Below are 18153 nucleotides of genomic sequence, written 5' to 3'. Positions count from 1 at the left end.
CATGAGCGAAAATCCCGCATCCCGCGGCTTTAACAGTGCCAGCACCCTGGACCTGCCGGGCTGGACCCACGTCTACTCGGGCAAGGTCCGCGACCTGTATGAGCCCGCCGATGAGTCCGTCAAGGAGCGCGTGGGCCAGGACTGCGTGCTGGTGGTGGCCAGCGACAGGATCAGCGCCTACGACCATGTGCTCTCCAGCGAAATCCCGGACAAGGGCCGCATCCTTACCCAGCTGAGCCTGTGGTGGTTCGAACAGTTGGGCGTGGAGCACCACGTCCTGGGCTCCACTGTCGAAGACGGCGTCCCCGCCGAGGTCGAGGGCAGGGCCATGATCTGCAAGAAGCTGGACATGTTCCCGGTGGAATGCATCGCCCGCGGCTACCTCACAGGGTCCGGGCTGCTGGAATACCGGGCGTCCGGCACTGTCTGCAACATCCCGCTCCCGGACGGGCTGGTGGACGGTTCCCGGCTGGAGCACGCCATTTTCACGCCGTCGGCGAAGGCCGCTGTGGGCGAGCACGATGAAAACATCACCTACGACGCCGTGGTGGCGCTGGTGGGCGACGACATCGCGGCCCGGCTCAGCGAACTGACCCTGAAGATCTACACCACCGCGGAGAAGATTGCCCGCGAGCGTGGCATCATCCTGGCCGACACCAAGGTGGAATTCGGCTATGACGCCGTCTCCGGTTCCATCACGCTGGGTGACGAGGTGCTGACGCCGGACTCCTCACGCTTCTGGGATGCCGCCACCTATCAGCCGGGCCAGGCCCAGCCGTCCTACGACAAGCAGTACGTCCGCGACTGGCTGACGTCCGCCGAGTCCGGCTGGGACAAGGCCTCGGATACGCCGCCGCCGGCGCTGCCGGCCGAAGTGGTGGACCGCACCCGCAGCCGCTACGTGGAGGCGTACGAGAAGATCACGGGCAGGACTTTCGCCTGACAGGGCCCCAGCTGTTCCCGCCGGCTTAGTGCTGCTGCGCTAGCTGGCCTTCGCAGCGTTGGCGGCCCGCCTCTGGGCCAGCTTGATCTCCAGGACCGCGTCCAGTGCCTGCTGGACGCGGTCCGCCGCACCTGCGGCACTGAAGGCCTTCTGCGCTTCCTGGAGGTGGATCAGGGCTTCCTCCGACTCACCGGCGGCCTTGAGGGACTTGCCCAGCAGGAGCGAAACCTCGCCAGCGGTGTGTTTGGCCAGTGAGGCCCTTTCGCCATGAATTTCGCGGAGCTTTTCCACGGCGGCCACAATGTCCCCGGTCAGGTACAGCCACCGGGCGCGGATGAAGGCAACCTCCAGTTGGTCCGACTTGTTGCCGCCCACGATGGACAGGGCCAGCTCGGCGCGCTCGATGGATGACAGGGTTTCCGGTTCCACGATCCCCGAGGAGAGCCGTACGGCGGCGGAGGCCTTGTTGAACCGTGCCCACAGTTCGATGTCGTTCGCGGGGGAGAGCAGGCGGGCTGCGCGCTCGTGGTGCTTGATGCCCTCCTGGTAGTCGTGGCGCATGAAGGCCACGTTGCCAATCACCCAGGCAACCTCGCCGGCCAGCTGCGACATGGAGTGTTCATCCACTTGGTCATTCATGTCCTGGCAGTACTTCCAGGCCTCATCCAGCCGGCCGCTCTCCGCGAGGGCGCCGATCAGGGCCCGGTGTGCGCCGATGATGAGGGTGGAGCCCTTAGGCAGCTGTGCGCAGAGTTTGACGGCTTCCAAGGCATGGTCCACCGCGGCGCCGAGCTGGCCCTGGCCCTGGCAGATACCGGCGAGCATCTGGCGGGCACGGACGGCGAGGCCGGCCGATTCGGTGGCCATGGGGTGCTCCAGGAGGTGCTGCATGATGCGCTGGCATTCCTGCCAGTTGCCCTGCTTGATCAGGCATTCCGCCTGCATGTAGGTCATGTTCCACCAGGCGCTGGTGTTCCTGCCATCCAGCGCGATCTGCGCGGCTGTGGCGGCGTGGCTGGCGGCCAGCGGATAGTCCCGCAGGTCCCAGGCCTGCCGGGCGTACAGGCCGGCCAGGACGTATTCGGCATCGCTGACCGAAATCGGCTGGCTCCAGGCTTCCAGTGCCTTGGGTGCCAGCTCCAGCCTGCGTGCCAGCTCCTCGATCACTTCGGCCGTGGGTTCCCTCCGGCCGGTTTCGAGCAGTGAGATGTAGCTGGGTGAATACAGGTCCTTGCCCAGTTCAGCCTGCGTCAGCCCCCGTTCGAGACGCTCCGCGCGGAGCTTCTCCCCGAATCCGTTGCCCACGGCGTTTCCTCCTCTTCCGGACAGTCTTTCCACCAAATGCTTGACAGTCCCTGTGGAAAACATTTTACAATGTATGTCAACAAGGACAGTGCTGGCTTTGTAACGAATCCGACTCGTATTGAGGAACCTATTTATGTTGAAGAAGATCGCAACAGCGGCTGCGCTGGCCGGTGCCCTTGCTTTTTCTGCTGCGGCTCCGGCCGTACTGTCCACCGGTTCCATTGCTGATTCCACGGGTACTTCGGTAGCCGTTGGCAACTGGCCGGACCCGATGTCCAAGAAGGTCAAGGACACCAAGAAGGACACTTCCGGTACCACGTACACCACGTACGTTGGCAACTGGCCGGACCCGATGTAACAGCTTCCTCAACCCAGGAGGCGAGGACAGCCCCGGAGCATCGCTCCGGGGCTGTTTCCTTTAATCCGGCGCCGCCCTGCCCCGGCCTCGTGCGGGGCGTCTTCGCCGCTGGGTGACGCGGCGGATAAAGCAGAAGAGGGCCTCCGCAAGGAGGCCCTCTTCTGTTACTGGTCGGGATGACAGGATTTGAACCTGCGACCTCGTCGTCCCGAACGACGCGCGCTACCAAGCTGCGCCACATCCCGATCCGTTGCCCAAAAGCAACTTTACAAGAATAGCCGATGCTGGGTCCCGATGCGAAATCGTGGGGGAGTTCAGACCAGCGAGTCCTTCCACGCCCCATGCAGGTCCGCAAAACGGCCACCGCCGCCGATCAGGTCGGCCGGGCTGCCGTCCTCCACGATTCGGCCGTCATGGACCACCAGCACCCGGTCCGCGGTTTCCACGGTGGACAGCCGGTGGGCAATGATCAGTGCGGTCCTGCCGGCGGAATCGCTGCCTGCCAGCAGCCGTGCCAGCCCGGTCTGCACCAGCCGCTCGGAGGGGATGTCCAGGGACGAGGTGGCTTCGTCCAGGATCAGCACCGCCGGCCGGGCCAGGAACGCCCGGGCGAAGCTGATCAGCTGCCGCTGGCCCGAGGAAACCCGGCCGCCGCGCTTGTTGACGTCCGTGTCGTAGCCTTCGGGCAGCTGCAGGATGAAGTTGTGGGCACCCACGGCCTTGGCGGCGTCCTCGATTTCCTCCCGCGACGCCTCGGGACGGCCCAGGGCAATGTTGTCCGCCACCGAGCCGCTGAACAGGAAGGCCTCCTGGGTGACCATGACGATGTTGCGGCGCAGGTCCGTGCTGCTGAGGTCGCGCAGGTCCACCCCGTCCAGGGTCAGTGTCCCCGAAGTGACGTCGTAGAAGCGGGCGATCAGCTTGGCCAGCGTGGACTTTCCGGCGCCGGTCTGGCCCACCAGGGCCACGGTTTGCCCGGCGGGGATGTGCAGGTCCAGCCGGGGGACCACCAGCGGGCCGGAGCCGTAGCGGAACTCCACGCCGTTGAAGTCGATCCCGCCGCGGGCGTTTTCCAGGGCCACCGGATTCTTCGGCGGCCGCACGGTGGGGACCTCCTCCAGCAGGCCGGAGACCTTTTCCAGGGCCGCCTGGGCGCTTTGGAACGAGTTGTAGAACATGGCCATCTGGTCCACGGGTTGGAAGAAGCGTTTCGTGGAAAGGATCAGGGCCAGCAGGACACCGACGGCGAGGTCACCGGTGAGGACCCGGAAGCCGCCGAACAGCAGCACCACGGCCACGCAGACGTTGCCGATCAGCACCAGGCCCGGCTGGAAAATGCCGTTCAGGTTGATGGAGCGGACCGTCACCTTGCGGTAGTCCTCGGCCAGCTGCCCGTAGGTCTCCGCGTTCTCGCGCTCCTTCCGGAAGGCCTTCACGGCGCGGATGCCGGTCATGGTCTCCACGAAATGCACGATCAGCCGGGCGGACACCACCCGGGACTCCCGGAAGGCTATCTGCGAGTGCTTCTGGTACCAGCGGGCCAGGAAGAACATCGGCACGCCGGCGGCAAGGACCAGCAGGCCGCTGCGCCAGTCCAGGGCGAAGACGGTCACCGCGGTGAACACCATGAACAGCAGCCCGGAGGCCAGCGAGCTGACGCCCGAATCCAGGAGTTCGCGGAGCGCCTCGAGGTCAGAGGTCTGCCGGGCGATGATCCTGCCCGAGGTGTACTTCTCATGGAACTCCAGGCTCAGCCGCTGGGTGTGCCGGAACACGCGCACCCGCAGGTCCAGCAGCATCGCCTGGCTGAGCCGCGCCGTGGAGGTGACATAGAGGGCGGTGAGTCCCGCCGTCGCCACCGCTGCCAGCAGGTACGCGACGCCGGTGAATACCAAGGGCAGGTTGTCTCCGGCCTGCAGGGCGGGCAGCGCGCGGTCGATGCCGAAGGCGATCAGCGCGGGGCCTGCCACGCGGGCTGCCTGGGAGAGGACCACCATGGCGATGGTCAGCCAGAACCGTACCCGGACAGGGCGGATGAGTGAGCGCAGCAGGGCGAGCGAGCGCCGCCGTACTGCGCGGCTGTCGCTCTTGCTGAGATGGGCGTTGTCTTCGTTGGCGGTACCGAACGTTGCTGTGCTCATCGGGTCACTTCCTCGGCCTGGTCCTCAAGCTCCGACAGTTCGGAGTCCAGGTCCCGCGGCTCCTGGTCCAGGCTGGCGATGACGTAGCGGTAGTGGTCGTTGCTTGCCAGCAGTTCGGTGTGTGTCCCCACGGCAGCGATCCGGCCGTCCTCCAGCAGGGCCACCCGGTCTGCCAGCGCCACGGTGGAGGGGCGGTGCGCCACGATCAGCGTGGTGGTGTCCTTCAGGACCTCGCGAAGGCGTGCCTCCACCAACTCCTCGGTGTGCACATCCAGTGCGGAGAGCGGGTCATCGAGCACCAGGACGCGGGGCCGGGCGGCAATGGCACGCGCCAGGGCGATCCGCTGGCGCTGCCCGCCGGAGAGGCTGAGCCCTTCCTCGCCGATGAGCGTGTCCACGCCGTCGGGCAGGGAGTGCGCGAAGTGTGCCTGGGCAACGTCCAGCGCCTCCTCGAGGACGTCGTCCGTCCGATCCCGGGCGCCCAGGAGGACGTTGTCCCGGACAGAGTTGGAGAAGAGCGTGGTGTCCTCGAAGGCCACGCCCACCACCTGGCGGAGCTCTCCGACGTCGAACTCCTTCAGGTCCACGCCGTCGATGGTGATGGAACCGTCGCTGACGTCGTACAGGCGGGGGGCCAGCTGGATCAGGGCGCTCTTGCCGCTGCCGGTGATGCCCACCAGCGCCATGGTCTCACCCGGCCGGACCTCAAGGTTGATGTTCTTCAGGATGGGTTTCTCCGGAGCGTCCTCGAACGCGAAGGACGCGTTGTTGAAGCGCAGCGCCCCGGCAAGCGCGGCGGGGGTGCGGGGCTGGGGCGGGCTGGTGATGGTGTTCTGTGTGTCCATCACCTCGTAGTGGCGGTCGATGGCGGTCTTGGCCGTGAGTGCCATGGCCAGCAGCATCCCGGAGAACTCCACGGGGGAGGCGATGACCGCTGCCGTGGCGAAGAACGCAACCAGCGAACCGATGCTGAGCTGGCCGCTGGTGCAGAGCAGGACGCCGACCACCAGCCCGGCTCCCAGGGCGAGCTCGGGCAGCAGGGTGACCACCATCGTGAAGGTCGCCTGGTGGCGGGCCTTTTCGATCTCTGTCTGGCGGAGTTCCTCTGCCTGCTCGTTGAAGTTTTCCAGCGCCTCCCGGCTGCGCCCGAAGGCTTTCAGGACGCGGATGCCGTGGACAGACTCCTCCACGGTGGTGGCAAGGTCGCCGGCCTGGTCCTGGCTGCGCCGGGCAACCTTGCTGAAGCGGGTGCGGAACCTGAAGCTGTTGATAGTGATGGGAACCGCGGCGGCCAGGAAGATCAGGGCAAGCTGCCAGCTCATGGAGAACATGGCAACGATACCGATGATGACCGTCAGTGTGGTGACCACCAGCATGATGGCGCCGAAGGCCATCCACCGGCGGAGGAAGTTCAGGTCCGTCATGGCGCGGGACAGCAGTTGCCCGGAACCCCACCGGTCGTGGAACGAGACGGTCAGGTCCTGAAGGTGGTCGTAAAGCGACACCCGCATCCGGGTTTCCACGGTGGTGGCAGGATTGATGACGAACTGACGGCGCAACGCCACCAGGCCAGCTTCAGCCACGCCCAGGACCAGGATGACGCCGGCCGAAATCCACACAGCATCGGAGGCGCCGCCGGGCTTCAGCGATTCGTTGACCAGCACCCGCAGGACCTGCGGGATGGTGAGCGCCACGATGCTGGCCATCAGTGCGCAGAGGAGCCCGAGCAGCAGCCGGGGGATGATGGGCCGGACATGGGGGTAGAGACGGCTGATTGACCTGAAAAATGGAGTTTGCTTCGCCATGCCCGCTTCTAAAGCTCTAAAACGAATGTAGTTTCCCGTAGCAACTACCCTATGCCATCACGTGAGACGATTCACAGGATCAAGAGCACATCAGCCAGCTTGCTGACTTATTGCATTCCGTAATGCGTGCGGTCAGGAGGGCGAGGTGAGGGTCAGCAGGACGGCCTCGGGCCGGCAAGCGATCCTGACTGGAGCAAAGCGCGAGGTGCCGATGCCGCCGGAGACGTTCACCGGCGTCGTACGTCCGTTGCTCTGCCAATCGTTCAGGCCCTTGGCGCGCCAGGTGGGGAGGTCGCAATTGGAGACGAGCGCACCGTAGCCGGGGATGCACAGCTGCCCGCCGTGCGTGTGTCCGGCCAGCAGAAGGTCTGCGCCCTCGCCCGTGAAGTGGTCCAGCACCCGCTGGTAGGGCGCGTGGATGACGGCCACCCGGAGGTGGTCCTTGGCGTCCTGGTTCCGGGTTCCGCGGGGCCAGCCGGCGTAGCGTTCCCGGTTAAGGTGGGGATCATCCACGCCGGAGAAATCGAAGCGCATGCCGTTCAGGACCAGCGACTGGTTCCGGTTGGTCAGGTCCACCCAGCCGCCCATTCCGAAGCCGGACCGCAGCCGCGGCCAGTCAAGGGCCACCGGCTTGGGCCGGGCCTTGGACGGACCCATCAGGTACGACGCCGGGTTCTTCAGCGTGGGGGCGAAGTAGTCGTTGGAACCCGGGACAAAGACGCCCGGGAATTCCATCAGCGGCTTGAGGGCCGCCAGGAGCGGATCCACGGCCTTGATGTGGCTGAGGTTGTCGCCGGTGTTCACTACGAGGTCCGGACGGAGTTCCGCCAGCGACCGGAGCCAGGCAGCTTTCTTGTCCTGGCCCGGAACGAAGTGGATATCGCTGAGGTGCAGGATGCGGAACGGGTCCCTGCCCGGGGGAAGGATGGGCAGCGTCTCTTCACGCAGGACGAACTGGTTCTTCTCCCACAGGCCGTACCCGAAGGCGGCCAGCCCGGCCACCGTCCCTGCTCCTGCGGTGACGGCAAAGCCGCGCCCGATTGTCCGGGCGCGGCTTACCAATGTGTCCATGGTCATGGCCGGCTAGTCTTTCCCGCTGCCGTTGCCATTCCCGTTGCCGTTGTTGCTCGGCTGGGGAGCTGGCTGGCTTGCTGCAGGGGCGGATGGTGCCTGCGGTGCCTGCGTGGCCTGCGGAGCAGTGGTGGCCGGAGTGGTGCTCCGGGTGGTGCCGTTCACCAGGTTGCTCGGCGGTGCCGGGAACGGATCGGTGCCGTAGCCCGGGGCGATCTGGGACATGTAGTTCGAGAACATTGGCCCGGCGATCATGTACCCGTCAATGCCCTGGTAGAACTTGCCGTTGACGGTGATGTTCTGGCCCGGGCGGCCCTGGGCGCCCAAAGCGTCACCGAACCAGGTGGCGGTGGCGAGGCCGGTGGTGTGGCCCACCACCCAAGTGGAGCCGTTGTTGTTGGACGTACCCGTCTTGGCGCCGATGGGGAAGGCCGTGGTAGTGGAAATGCGGGGCCGAATCAGCGAACCTGAACCCTTGTTAAGGACCTGCTCCAGTGCGTAGTTCACGCCGCGGGCAACCTCGGGCTTGATGGCGTCACGGCAGTTGGTGGACTGCGCTGGCAACTGCTTGCCCGTCGCGTCAGTGACGGACGTGATGGCAATGGCCTCGCAGTACTTGCCGTCGTTGGCGAACGTGGCGAACGCGCTGGCCATGGTCAGCGGCGACGTCTGGGTGGAACCCAACAGGTTGCCCAGCAGGTTCATGTCGATCTTCGGGTTCGGATCCGAGCCGTCAGCCGACGGCAGGCCGCTGTGCAGGCCTACGGCGTCAACCACCTTTTGGATGCCGCAGAAGTCCAGCTGGGCGGCCGAAGCGAACGTGACCGTGTTGATGGAGTTGTAGAGGCCTTCCAGAACGGACAGGGGCCGGTACCACTGCGGCTCGGCGTTCTGCAGGTCATCTGCGGTGCCCAGGCCCGCGTTCTTCTGCGCCGTGCTGTAGCCGCCGGTCACCTTGCCGCAGGAGTTACGCCACGGGAAGTTCAACGGGTACACCCGCTGGGCGGAGTTAACCACGGTGTTCATGGACTTGCCTTCGTTGAGCCACTCCGCGAACGTGAACGGCTTCATGGTGGACCCTGGTTGGAACCCTCCGATGCCGTTGAGGTCGTTGCCGTCCTTGTCCATCTGGTCCACGTTGAAGTTCAACTGCGAATCGAACCCCTGGTTCGGCAGGAACGTGGTGTTCTGGGCCATCGAAATGATCTTGCCCGAGTTCGGCTGGACGGACACCAGCGAGGCGCCCCACTTGTCCGGGTTGGCGCCCGCGGAGGCGTTGACCTGTTCCTGGGCGACAGCCTGGGCCTTCGGATCAAGCGTGGTGGTGATGGTCAGGCCACCGCCGTAGATCAGGCGCTGGCGCTCTTCACGCTCGGCACCGTAAGCCGGGTTGTTCTCCAGCAGGTGCAGGATGTAATCGCAGAAGTACGGTGCGGAGGAAGCGTACGCACAGCCCTGCTTGGGCTGGGTAACCTTGGGCTCCACCGGGGTGGCCACTGCGGCGTCGTGTTCTTCCTTGGTGATCTTGCCCTGGTTCAGCATCAGGCCAAGCACCAGGTCCCGGCGCTGCTTGGAGCTCTCCGGGTTGGTGATGGGATCGAAGGCGGAGGGGCTGTTCACCAGGCCGGCCAGGAGCGCCGCCTGGGGGAGCGTCAGGTCTTTGGCGGAGGTGCTGAAGAAGTACCGCGAGGCGGCTTCAATGCCGTACGCGTCGCGGTTGAAGAAGACGATGTTGAGGTAGCCCTCAAGGATCTGGTCCTTGCTGAACTCCTTTTCGAGGGCGATGGCCAGCTTCATCTCGCGGAGCTTGTCGCCCACGCCCTTGTTAACGCCATTGAGCTTGATCTGGTCCTCGTTGCCTTCGGCGGCGAGGTTGGCGTTCAGCACGTTGTTCACGTACTGCTGGGTGATGGTGGATGCGCCCTGCTTGTTGCCGCGGGCTGTGGCGGCCAAGGCACGCAGGATACCCGTGGTGTCCACGCCTCCGTGCTCATAGAAGCGGCTGTCCTCAACTGCGATGACGGCTTCCTTCATGAACGGGGAGATCTGGTCCAGGGCAACCTTGGTGCGGTTTTCCGTGTAGACGCTGGCAATCTCGCTGCCGTCCGCGGCCAGGATCCGGGTGGTCTGGTTGGGCGGATCGACCTTCAGTTCTGCCGGGAGGGTGTCGAAGAACTCGATCGAACCGCTCGCTGCGCTGCCCGATACGGCAGCGGCCGGCACCAGGAGGCCGGCCACCAGGACACCGCAGACAGCACTCACGCCAAGGAAAATGAGGATCTTTCCGAGGGTGGTGGCAGTGTCGAATAAGGGGTTCTTACGAGTTGCCATGTTTTCCACTTTACCGGCAAGGACTAGTCTTTCTCTCATGACCAAATGGGAGTACGCGACGATTCCGCTCATTATTCACGCCACGAAGCAGATCCTGGACCAGTGGGGAGAGGACGGCTGGGAGCTCGTCCAGGTCGTCACCGGACCTGACGGCAACGGACTGGTTGCCTACCTCAAGAGGGAGAAGCAGTAGCATGAGCACCCCCGCAGAAGCCCGCACCGGCGCGGAATCAGCCCCAGTTTCAGCTGTCGAACAGCGCCTGGCCGAGCTCGGCCTGACGCTCCCCGAGGTTGCCGCCCCCGTGGCCTCCTACGTTCCCGCCGTCATCTCCGGCAACCACGTCTACACCTCCGGCCAGCTGCCGTTTATTAACGGCAAACTCGAAGCTACGGGCAAGGTGGCCGCCGGCGCCGAAGCGTTCGCCGACGAGCCCACGGTTTCGCCCGAAGACGCCCAGAAGTACGCCGCGGTGTGCGCCGTCAACGCCCTCGCCGCCGTCAAGAGCGTCATCGGCGACCTTGACCGGATCACCCGGATCGTCAAGGTTGTGGGATTCGTCTCCTCGGACCCCACCTTCACCGGGCAGCCCGCTGTGATCAACGGTGCCTCGGAACTGCTGGGCCGCGTCCTTGGCGACGCCGGCCAGCACGCCCGGTCCGCCGTCGGCGTTGCCGTCCTTCCCCTCGACTCCCCGGTGGAAGTCGAACTGATCGCCGAATTCAGCTAGGACCGGTCTTTTCCTTGCCACAGCTCGCCCGCCGCCTTTTTGCACTCCCCGAGGAACTTGTAGGAGCAGCACAAAGCTGGCTTGAACACGGCGAGCGGACGCCTCGGGCCGCGCGCCTTGCGTCCTCGGTTGTCCTGCTGCGGGATTCCCCCAACGGCCTGGAAACCTGGCTGGCTTACCGGCCGGGTTCCTCGCCGCTGGGGGTCCTCGCCTTCCCAGGCGGATCGCTGGACACGGCCGACGACGATCCCATGGGCTGGCTGGGCCCCTCACCCCAGCACTGGGCTGAGCAGATGGGAACGGACGACGTCGGGCTGGCACGCCGGCACGTGGTGGGCGCCATCCGCGAACTCTTCGAAGAGACCGGAATCCTGCTGGCCGGGCCGGACATGTCCAGTACCGTCGAGGCCACGTCCACCATCGAGTGGATGCGTGCCCGCGTTGCGGTGGCCGAACAGGAAAAGACCCTCGCCCAGGTCCTGGACAAGCGCGGCCTGCTGCTCCGGACCGACCTGTTGAAATCCCTGGTCAACTGGCGCACCCCGGACTTCGCGCACCGCCGGTTCGACACGCGCTATTTCGCCGCCACGGTCCCCATGGGACAGGAGCCCACGCTGCTGGACGGCAAAGGCATCTGGGGCCGCTGGGTCAACGCCGCGCAGGTCATCGAAGGACGCAACACCACGGCCCTCGGTGATGAAGCGGGGCAGGAGAACACCGTGGGCCGGACACTGGGCAAGCTCCTGGTGCCGGGCTCCGAGATCATGCTCGAGAAGATGGCCTCGGCCAACGGGTGCATCGCCTACCTCAGCTACAAGCGCAAGGCGCACGTCTACCAGCCGGCCCTGGTTGAAGAGGACGGGCAGCTGATGCTCGAGGTGGAAGCAGCCAAGACCACCCCCGGCGACCCCCAGCGCGAACGCTAGCCCTGCGGACCCATCCGGCGCCGTTGCCGACAAACGAAAGGCCGCCCTTCCACTGAGGAAGGGCGGCCTGTTCTGTTTCGCTTGGTGCGCTGCGCTTAGCGGGAGCGCTGGCGGAGGCGCTGCATGTCCAGGATGACGACGGCGCGGGCTTCCAGGCGGAGCCAGCCCCGCTGGACGAATTCGGCCAGTGCCTTGTTGACGGTTTCGCGTGAGGCGCCCACCAGCTGCGCCAGCTCTTCCTGGGTGAGCTCGTGGGCCACCAGCACGCCGTCGGTGGCGGGACGGCCGAAGCGGTCTGCGAGGTCCAGGAGGGCCTTGGCCACGCGGCCGGGGACGTCCGAGAAGACGAGGTCCGACAGGGAGTCGTTGGTGCGGCGGAGGCGGCGGGCCAGGGCCTGCAGCAGCTGGGCCGAAACCTCGGGGCGGGTGCGCAGGAGGTTGTTCAGGCTCTCGTTCTTGAGCCCGGCCAGCCGGGTCTCGGAAACGGCCGTGGCCGTGGCTGTGCGGGGGCTGGGGTCGAACAGGGCCATCTCGCCGAACAGTTCGCCCGGCCCAAGGATGGCCAAGAGGGACTCGCGCCCGTCCGGGGACGTGCGGCCCAGCTTCACCTTGCCGGAGACGATGAAGTAGAGCTGGTCACCCTGGTCGCCTTCGCGGAAGACGGACGCGCCGCGGGAGAGGTCCACCTCGGTGAGCTCGTCCGTCAGCAGACGGAATGCGTCGTCGTCGAGCGTGGCGAAAAGTGGTGCTCGGCGCAGTACCTCGATGTCCATGAAATCTCCTGAGTAAAAAGTATCGTCTGTGGCGCTTTTGCCATTGTTTCAGAATTTTCAAGCTTCTGTGACGAACTTGGCAGCCGCAACGCCTATAAGACGGCCTGCGACGGGGCTGGCCCGGCCCGGCCGGGAAGCCCGTTGTGACGGGGATGACGTCACAGATGATTGTCAGGGACCCCCACTAGAATGAGCTTTCAACTGTTTATAAGGAGCCTTCGTGGTCGGCTTGACTGTCCTGGACCTGATCCTGATCCTGGCGTTGCTGTCCTACCTGGTCTACGGGCTGCGTAACGGCTTCCTCGTCACTGTCGGCGGCCTGGTCGGCTTCGCGGCCGGCGCCGTCGCAGCCTTTTTCGCCGTCCCGCTGGTCAGCGGCTTCGTTGCGGACTCCGGCTGGAGGCTGACCGCCATCGTGGCTGCCGCCGTCGTACTGGTGGTGCTGGGCCACGGCTTGGGCACCATGGTGGGCCGGCAGGTCCGGGGCGCCGTGCGCATCCGCCCGCTCCGGGCCGTGGACCGGCTGGTGGGCGGCGCCGTGAACGTGGTGGTTTCGGCGCTGGTGATGTCCATGCTGGCGTTCAGCGTCAGCTCCCTGGGTGTGCCGGTGGTGTCCCAGCAGCTGGCTGAATCCAAGGTGATCCGCTTCATCGACGGACTGACCCCCATCCCCGTCAAGGCCACCATGGCGCAGCTGCGCTCCACGGTGATCGGCAACGGCATCCCCACCCTGATCGAAGGCCTCGGACAAGGCCCGACCGTTCCCGTGCCCAACGCCAGCACCGATACGCCCGCACTGAATCGTGCCGCCGCATCGGTGCTGCGCATCGCCGGAACTGCGTACGAATGCGGCCAGAACCAGACCGGCACCGGCTTTGTGGTGTCCGAGGACCGCGTGGTCACCAACGCGCACGTGGTGGCGGGCGTGTCGCAGCCCGTGGTGGAGATGCCCGACGGCGATGCCATCCCGGGGCGCGTGGTCTACTTCGACAGCAGGCACGACCTCGCGGTGCTGGCCGTTGACGGGTTGCCTGCGCAGCCGCTGCCCCTGTCGGCAGACCTTCCCGGCGGCAGTCCCGCCGCGTTCTCCGGCTACCCCCACGGCGGCCCGTTCCAGTCCAAGCCGGCCACGGTCCAGGACATCGCCACCGTCCTGGTGCCCGACATCTACGGCAACAACCCGGCACCCGAAGACATTTACCGGCTGGCCGGTGACGTGCAGCCGGGCAACTCCGGCGGACCGCTGCTCACCACCGACGGCCAGGTGGCCGGGGTTATTTTCGCCAAGGCCACAACGGACTCGGACGTGGGCTTCGCCATCACCATGGATGAGCTGAATCCGGTGGCAGCGCAGGCATCCTCCCTGAGCGCGCCGGTGTCCTCCGGCCAGTGCATCCAGAAGTAGGGACCCCCGAGCCGCTAGAGGGTCTCTGCCAGGTAGTCGATGGCCAGCCGGTACCCGGTAACGCCGGCGCCCACGATGACGGCGGCGCACACGGGCGACAGGTAGGAGTGGTGCCTGAATTCCTCGCGCTGGTGCACGTTGGTGATGTGGACCTCGACGGCGGGAAGCTGCACGGCGGCGAGTGCGTCACGCAGTGCCACGGAGGTGTGGGTGAAGGCGCCGGCGTTGATGACAATGCCTGCCGCTGTTTCGCGCGCGGCGTGGATGACGTCAAGCAGGACGCCTTCGTGGTTGGACTGGACGCACTCCACCGCGAACCCGTGCGCCTCGGCTGCTGAGCGTGCCAGCTGTTCCACGTCGGCAAGGGTCGAGGTGCCGTACTTTTCGGGCTCCCGGGTGCCTAGGAGGTTCAGGTTGGGGCCGTTGATTACCAGGATGGTGCCGCGGCCGCTGTCCGGGGTGGAAGCTTCAGTCATGCCTGCCAATCTAGCGGCTGGCCCGGCGTGCCGTGCATTCTTACGTGCCCCGTCCCGCCGGAGCCTGGAGCTAGCATGTACTCCATGACCACTTCGGGTGTGCCGGGGCCCCGGGGGCCTGTGACGCGTAAGGATGTTGCGCGGTTTGCCGGTGTCAGTACTGCGGTGGTGAGTTATGTGGTCAATGGTGGTCCGAAGCGGGTGGCGCCGGCTACTGAGGCGAAGGTCCAGGATGCCATCCGGCGGTTGGGGTACCGGCCCAATGCTGCGGCGCGGGCGTTGAAGCTGGGCTCGAGTGAGACGATCGGGCTGGTCATTCCGGATAACAGCAACCCGTTCTTTTCGTTGCTGGCCCATGCGGTGGAGGAAGCAGCGGCGGAGCGGGGGTATGCCCTGGTGCTGACCAATTCGGACGGGAACGTGGCCAAGGAGCGCCGGAACGTCCGCAACCTTGCGGCCCGGCAGGTGGACGGGGTGATCGTCTCAAGTGTGCTGATGGAGCCCGGCGCGGCGGACTTCGAGTCCGCGGAAGTCCCCGTGGTGTTGTTGAACCACAGTGCGGAGGCGCCGGGGTTCAACAGTGTGGGGGTAGACCTGGTGGCCGGTGCGCGGGCTGCGGTGGAGCACCTGATCGGCCACGGGCACACCAGCATCGCGTTGGCGATGGGAACGAATACCGGCAATTACTATGACGGCCGTGAGGAGGGCTGGCTGCAGGCCCTGGCCGCTGCCGGCCTGCCGGAGGGGCCCATTGTGCGGACCCCGTTCACCCGGGAGGGCGGCTACGCAGCGGGCAGGCGCCTGCTGGCCGGAGCGGAGCGGCCCACGGCGATTTTTGCGACGTCGGACCTGCAGGCCGTGGGGATCCTGCGGGCCCTGCACGAGGCGGGCCTGTCCGTCCCGGAGGATATGGCGTTGGCGTCCTTCGACGGTTCGGCCGAGGCGGAGTACAGCTGGCCGCCCCTGACCACGGTCCGGCAACCGGCGCAAGCCATGGCCGAAGCCGCGGTCAACGCCCTCATCGGCACAGGCCGGGGCAACACACCCGAACACCTCATCTTCCCCGCCGACCTCCAGGTCCGCCAATCCTGCGGCTGCCCCTGAATATCTGCCTCAGGCTGACTGGCCCAGGGCCGGCGCCAGCCGCAGCCTGCCAACCCTGTCCTGCAGGACGCGCTGCGCATCGGAACCGAGGCCGGAATCGCTGATGACCTCGTCCACGTCGTCCAGCGACGCAATGGAACTGATGCCCAGCACACCCCATTTGGTGTGGTCCGCCAGCACAACCGTCCTGCGGGCTGCGGACACGAAGGCCCGGTCCGTCTCGGCTTCCAGGAGGTTGGGGGTGGTGAAGCCGGCCGCCGAGTCCATGCCGTGGACGCCGAGGAACAGCAGGTCCAGGTGGAGTTGCTTGAGCGCGCTCGTGGCGATGGGCCCTACCAGTGCGTCCGAGGGCGTGCGCTGGCCGCCGATCAGGATCACCGTTGAGCTGTAGCGGGCCGGGCCCGTGGACGCGGCGTGGTGGAACAGGTCGGCGATGCGCACCGAGTTGGTGACCACCGTAATGGGCGGGCCGTTGACCAGTTCCTTGGCAAGCGCCCAGGTGGTGGTCCCGGCGCTCAACCCCACGGCCATCCCTTCCTGGACCAGCGCCGCCGCTTCCACCGCAATGGCGCGCTTCTCCGCTGTCAGCTGGGTGGACTTCTGCTCGAAGCCGGGCTCGTGGGTGCTGGCATCGCCGGGCAGCTTGGCGCCGCCGTGGATGCGCTCCAGCTTGCCGCCCTCCTCCAGCAGTTCGATGTCCCGGCGGACCGTCATCAGCGAGACGCCCAGTTGCTGGGCGAGGTCCGAGACGCGGACAACCCGTTCGCGCTGGACGACGTCCACTATTGCCTGGTGGCGTGCTGCGGGGAGCATGGAGATCCTTTCGTGCTGCGGTGGGGGAGGGGTCTCCCCGTCACCTTCCATGATGGTCTACCCCTTGCTGGAACCAAGAGTCAGGCCCGCAACAAACTGCCGCTGCAGGAGCAGGTAGATCACCAGCGTGGGGATGACGGTGATCACCGCCCCCGCCGCCAGGAGGTTGTAGTTGCTCAGGAACTCGCCCTGCAGGTTGTTGATGGCAGTAGTGATCGGGAGCCGGTTGCCGCTCTGGATGAAGATCAGGGGCCAGAAGTAGTCGTTGTAGATGAAGATGACCTGGAGGGTGCCCAGCGCCGCGAAGGCCGGCCGGCAGAGCGGCATGATGATTTCCCGGTACTGCCGCCAGATGCCGGCGCCGTCCACCAGCGCCGCCTCCGTCAGGTCTGCCGAGAGGGCCTTCATGTAGTTGGACAGCACGAACGTGCAGAAACCCATCTGGAAGGCGGTGTTGACGGCGATGACGACGATGTAGGTGTTCAGCATGTTTCCGGAATCGCTGAACGAATAGGGCACTTCGAAGTGCTTGGCCATTTCGAACAGCGGCGCGGCAAGGACCTGCGGGGGCAGCAGGTTGCCGGCGGTGAACATGATGAGCAGGGTGATGTTGAACTTCCAGCTCACCCGGCTGACGGCAAAGGCCATGAGGGACGCCAGGAACAGGGTCAGCAGCACGGCGGGGACGGTGATGATGACGGAGTTCCAGAAGTACGTGGCGAACCCGCCCTGGGTCCAGGCCTGCGCAAAATTATCGAAGTTGAAGTCACCGGCGAAGCTGAAGTACCCGTGTTCGTTGGTTGAAGTCACCGGCCGGAGCGCCGTGTACAGCGACCAGCCCAGGGGAATCAGCCACATCACGGCCATGACCAGCAGGAAGATGTGCGTGCCGTAGTGGCGCTTGGGCCTGCTGCCGGTCCGCGGTATGGCAGCGGCCGGGGTCCGGCCGGTCCGGACCGTGCGTGCTGGGGTGGTGCTCATGCTCTGTCCTCCTTGCCAAAGGTGCGGCTGAGGTAGAAGACGATGGGGACAAGGGAGATGACCAGCAGCACCACAGCCAGGGCTGAGCCGACGCCGATCACCTGGCCTTCTCCCACGAGGTTCTGGATCACCAGGGCGCTGAGCATCTCCAGGCCGTTGGTGCCGCGGTTGATGACGTAGACCACGTCAAAGGCCCGCAGGGATTCAATGATGGTGATCACCACGATGACGATGTTGATGGGGCGCATCGCCGGGAACACCACCCGGAAGAAGGTCTGGTAGGCGTTGGCGCCGTCAATGGAGGCTGCCTCCCGCAGGCTGGGGTCCACACCCTTCAGGCCTGCCAAATACAGGAGCATGACGTAGCCGGCGTGCCGCCACGTGGCCGCGATCATGGCAGCCCAGATGTTCACGGACGAGTCGCCGAACCAGTCCACCGCCTGGGGAGTCCCGGCGGTGCCGAGGATGAAGTTCAGGAGGCCGTTGTCTCGCTGGTAGAACAGCTGCCAGATGATGCCGATGAGTGCCAGGGAGAGCATCACGGGAGCGAAGAAGATGCTCTGGTAGATCTTGCTGCCGCGGATGTTTTGGTCCAGCAGCACCGCCAGCAGCAGGCCGAGCGGCGTGGCGATCAGGGCCAGGAAGAGGAGCCACATGAAGTTGTGCTGGACGGCCGGCCAGAAGGGCGGGTAGTCCTGGGTGATGTACTGGTAGTTTTCGGTGCCGGCGGGCCGGATATCGGCCAGGTCAAGCCCGTTCCACCGGGTGAAGCTGAGCCCGATGGACATCAGCGTCGGCAGCCACACCAGGGTCAGCTCAATCAGGGTGGGGATACCCACCATCAGCGACAGGACCAGTTTGTCCCGGCCGGTCAGGCGCCGGACCCGGCCGCCCTTGGTCCTGCCGATCCGGCCGCCGCCGGGTTCCTGCGCCTCCGGCGGGATCAGTTCTTGCGCGGTGCTGCTCATGGAAATCTTCCCTCTGCTGGTGGGA

The 18153-nt window shown here is 65.9% G+C and carries 17 protein-coding genes and 1 tRNA gene; 7 read left to right on the top strand and 11 right to left on the bottom strand.

The features are described from left to right. The first annotated feature begins 1 nt into the window (after position 1). Positions 2–943, top strand: a complete 942-nt coding sequence (locus ACHL_RS16000) for a phosphoribosylaminoimidazolesuccinocarboxamide synthase (protein ID WP_015938341.1) — start codon at positions 2–4, stop codon at positions 941–943. Between the two features lie 39 nt (positions 944–982). Here the strand turns inward: ACHL_RS16000 and ACHL_RS15995 are convergent, their stop codons facing one another. Beyond that, entirely contained in the window at positions 983–2248 is a 1266-nt protein-coding gene (locus tag ACHL_RS15995; protein ID WP_015938340.1) for a helix-turn-helix domain-containing protein, read from the bottom strand. A gap of 133 nt (positions 2249–2381) precedes the next feature. On the opposite strand from ACHL_RS15995, the gene ACHL_RS15990 reads away from it, so the two are divergent. Beyond that, the gene (locus tag ACHL_RS15990; protein ID WP_015938339.1) at positions 2382–2606 is read left to right on the top strand and encodes a hypothetical protein; all 225 of its coding nucleotides are present in this window, start codon (positions 2382–2384) and stop codon (positions 2604–2606) included. Positions 2607–2774: 168 nt separating this feature from the next. Here ACHL_RS15990 and ACHL_RS15985 read toward each other — a convergent pair. The 5 genes from ACHL_RS15985 to ACHL_RS15965 form a co-directional block, all read right to left on the bottom strand. Then, positions 2775–2851 (bottom strand) — tRNA-Pro (locus ACHL_RS15985). A gap of 69 nt (positions 2852–2920) precedes the next feature. Continuing rightward, on the bottom strand, positions 2921–4747 hold the full coding sequence (locus ACHL_RS15980) for an ABC transporter ATP-binding protein (RefSeq protein ID WP_015938338.1): 1827 nt from the start codon (positions 4745–4747) through the stop codon (positions 2921–2923). Next, entirely contained in the window at positions 4744–6552 is a 1809-nt protein-coding gene (locus ACHL_RS15975; RefSeq protein WP_015938337.1) for an ABC transporter ATP-binding protein, read from the bottom strand. The genes ACHL_RS15980 and ACHL_RS15975 overlap by 4 nt, the downstream gene beginning before the upstream one ends. 132 nt (positions 6553–6684) lie before the next feature. Then, positions 6685–7629: a metallophosphoesterase gene (locus ACHL_RS15970; protein ID WP_015938336.1), complete on the bottom strand. Its 945-nt coding sequence runs from the start codon at positions 7627–7629 to the stop codon at positions 6685–6687. A gap of 6 nt (positions 7630–7635) precedes the next feature. After that, positions 7636–9954, bottom strand: a complete 2319-nt coding sequence (locus ACHL_RS15965; RefSeq protein WP_015938335.1) for a transglycosylase domain-containing protein — start codon at positions 9952–9954, stop codon at positions 7636–7638. A gap of 37 nt (positions 9955–9991) precedes the next feature. Between ACHL_RS15965 and ACHL_RS24035 the strand changes: the two genes are divergently transcribed. From ACHL_RS24035 to ACHL_RS15955, 3 genes are read left to right on the top strand one after another with little or no spacing between them, the layout of a single operon-like run. Continuing rightward, positions 9992–10147, top strand: a complete 156-nt coding sequence (locus ACHL_RS24035) for a DUF4177 domain-containing protein (protein WP_011693223.1) — start codon at positions 9992–9994, stop codon at positions 10145–10147. Between the two features lies 1 nt (position 10148). Further along, positions 10149–10682 (top strand): RidA family protein, encoded by a 534-nt coding sequence (locus tag ACHL_RS15960; RefSeq protein ID WP_015938334.1) that lies wholly within the window; start codon positions 10149–10151, stop codon positions 10680–10682. Between the two features lie 14 nt (positions 10683–10696). Next, on the top strand, positions 10697–11608 hold the full coding sequence (locus ACHL_RS15955) for an NUDIX hydrolase (protein WP_015938333.1): 912 nt from the start codon (positions 10697–10699) through the stop codon (positions 11606–11608). 95 nt (positions 11609–11703) lie between these two features. Here the strand turns inward: ACHL_RS15955 and ACHL_RS15950 are convergent, their stop codons facing one another. After that, on the bottom strand, positions 11704–12381 hold the full coding sequence (locus tag ACHL_RS15950; RefSeq protein ID WP_009359192.1) for a Crp/Fnr family transcriptional regulator: 678 nt from the start codon (positions 12379–12381) through the stop codon (positions 11704–11706). A 220-nt stretch (positions 12382–12601) separates the two neighbouring features. Here ACHL_RS15950 and ACHL_RS15945 point away from each other — a divergent pair, with 220 nt between their 5' ends. Further along, on the top strand, positions 12602–13786 hold the full coding sequence (locus tag ACHL_RS15945; RefSeq protein ID WP_015938332.1) for a MarP family serine protease: 1185 nt from the start codon (positions 12602–12604) through the stop codon (positions 13784–13786). A 14-nt stretch (positions 13787–13800) separates the two neighbouring features. Here the strand turns inward: ACHL_RS15945 and aroQ are convergent, their stop codons facing one another. Further along, positions 13801–14262, bottom strand: a complete 462-nt coding sequence (gene aroQ / locus ACHL_RS15940; RefSeq protein WP_015938331.1) for a type II 3-dehydroquinate dehydratase — start codon at positions 14260–14262, stop codon at positions 13801–13803. Positions 14263–14337: 75 nt separating this feature from the next. Here aroQ and ACHL_RS15935 point away from each other — a divergent pair, with 75 nt between their 5' ends. Further along, positions 14338–15366 (top strand): LacI family DNA-binding transcriptional regulator, encoded by a 1029-nt coding sequence (locus ACHL_RS15935; RefSeq protein ID WP_015938330.1) that lies wholly within the window; start codon positions 14338–14340, stop codon positions 15364–15366. A gap of 9 nt (positions 15367–15375) precedes the next feature. Here the strand turns inward: ACHL_RS15935 and ACHL_RS15930 are convergent, their stop codons facing one another. From ACHL_RS15930 to ACHL_RS15920, 3 genes are read right to left on the bottom strand one after another with little or no spacing between them, the layout of a single operon-like run. Then, a complete protein-coding gene (locus tag ACHL_RS15930; protein WP_015938329.1) occupies positions 15376–16179 on the bottom strand; it encodes a DeoR/GlpR family DNA-binding transcription regulator in 804 nt (267 codons plus the stop codon). Between the two features lie 57 nt (positions 16180–16236). Next, entirely contained in the window at positions 16237–17160 is a 924-nt protein-coding gene (locus ACHL_RS15925) for a carbohydrate ABC transporter permease (RefSeq protein WP_015938328.1), read from the bottom strand. Continuing rightward, on the bottom strand, positions 17157–18128 hold the full coding sequence (locus ACHL_RS15920) for a carbohydrate ABC transporter permease (protein WP_015938327.1): 972 nt from the start codon (positions 18126–18128) through the stop codon (positions 17157–17159). The genes ACHL_RS15925 and ACHL_RS15920 overlap by 4 nt, the downstream gene beginning before the upstream one ends. Positions 18129–18153 lie beyond the last annotated feature (25 nt).

The organism is Pseudarthrobacter chlorophenolicus A6 (genome assembly GCF_000022025.1).
Lineage (GTDB): Bacteria > Actinomycetota > Actinomycetes > Actinomycetales > Micrococcaceae > Arthrobacter > Arthrobacter chlorophenolicus.
This window is presented reverse-complemented; position numbering and strand designations above follow the sequence as displayed.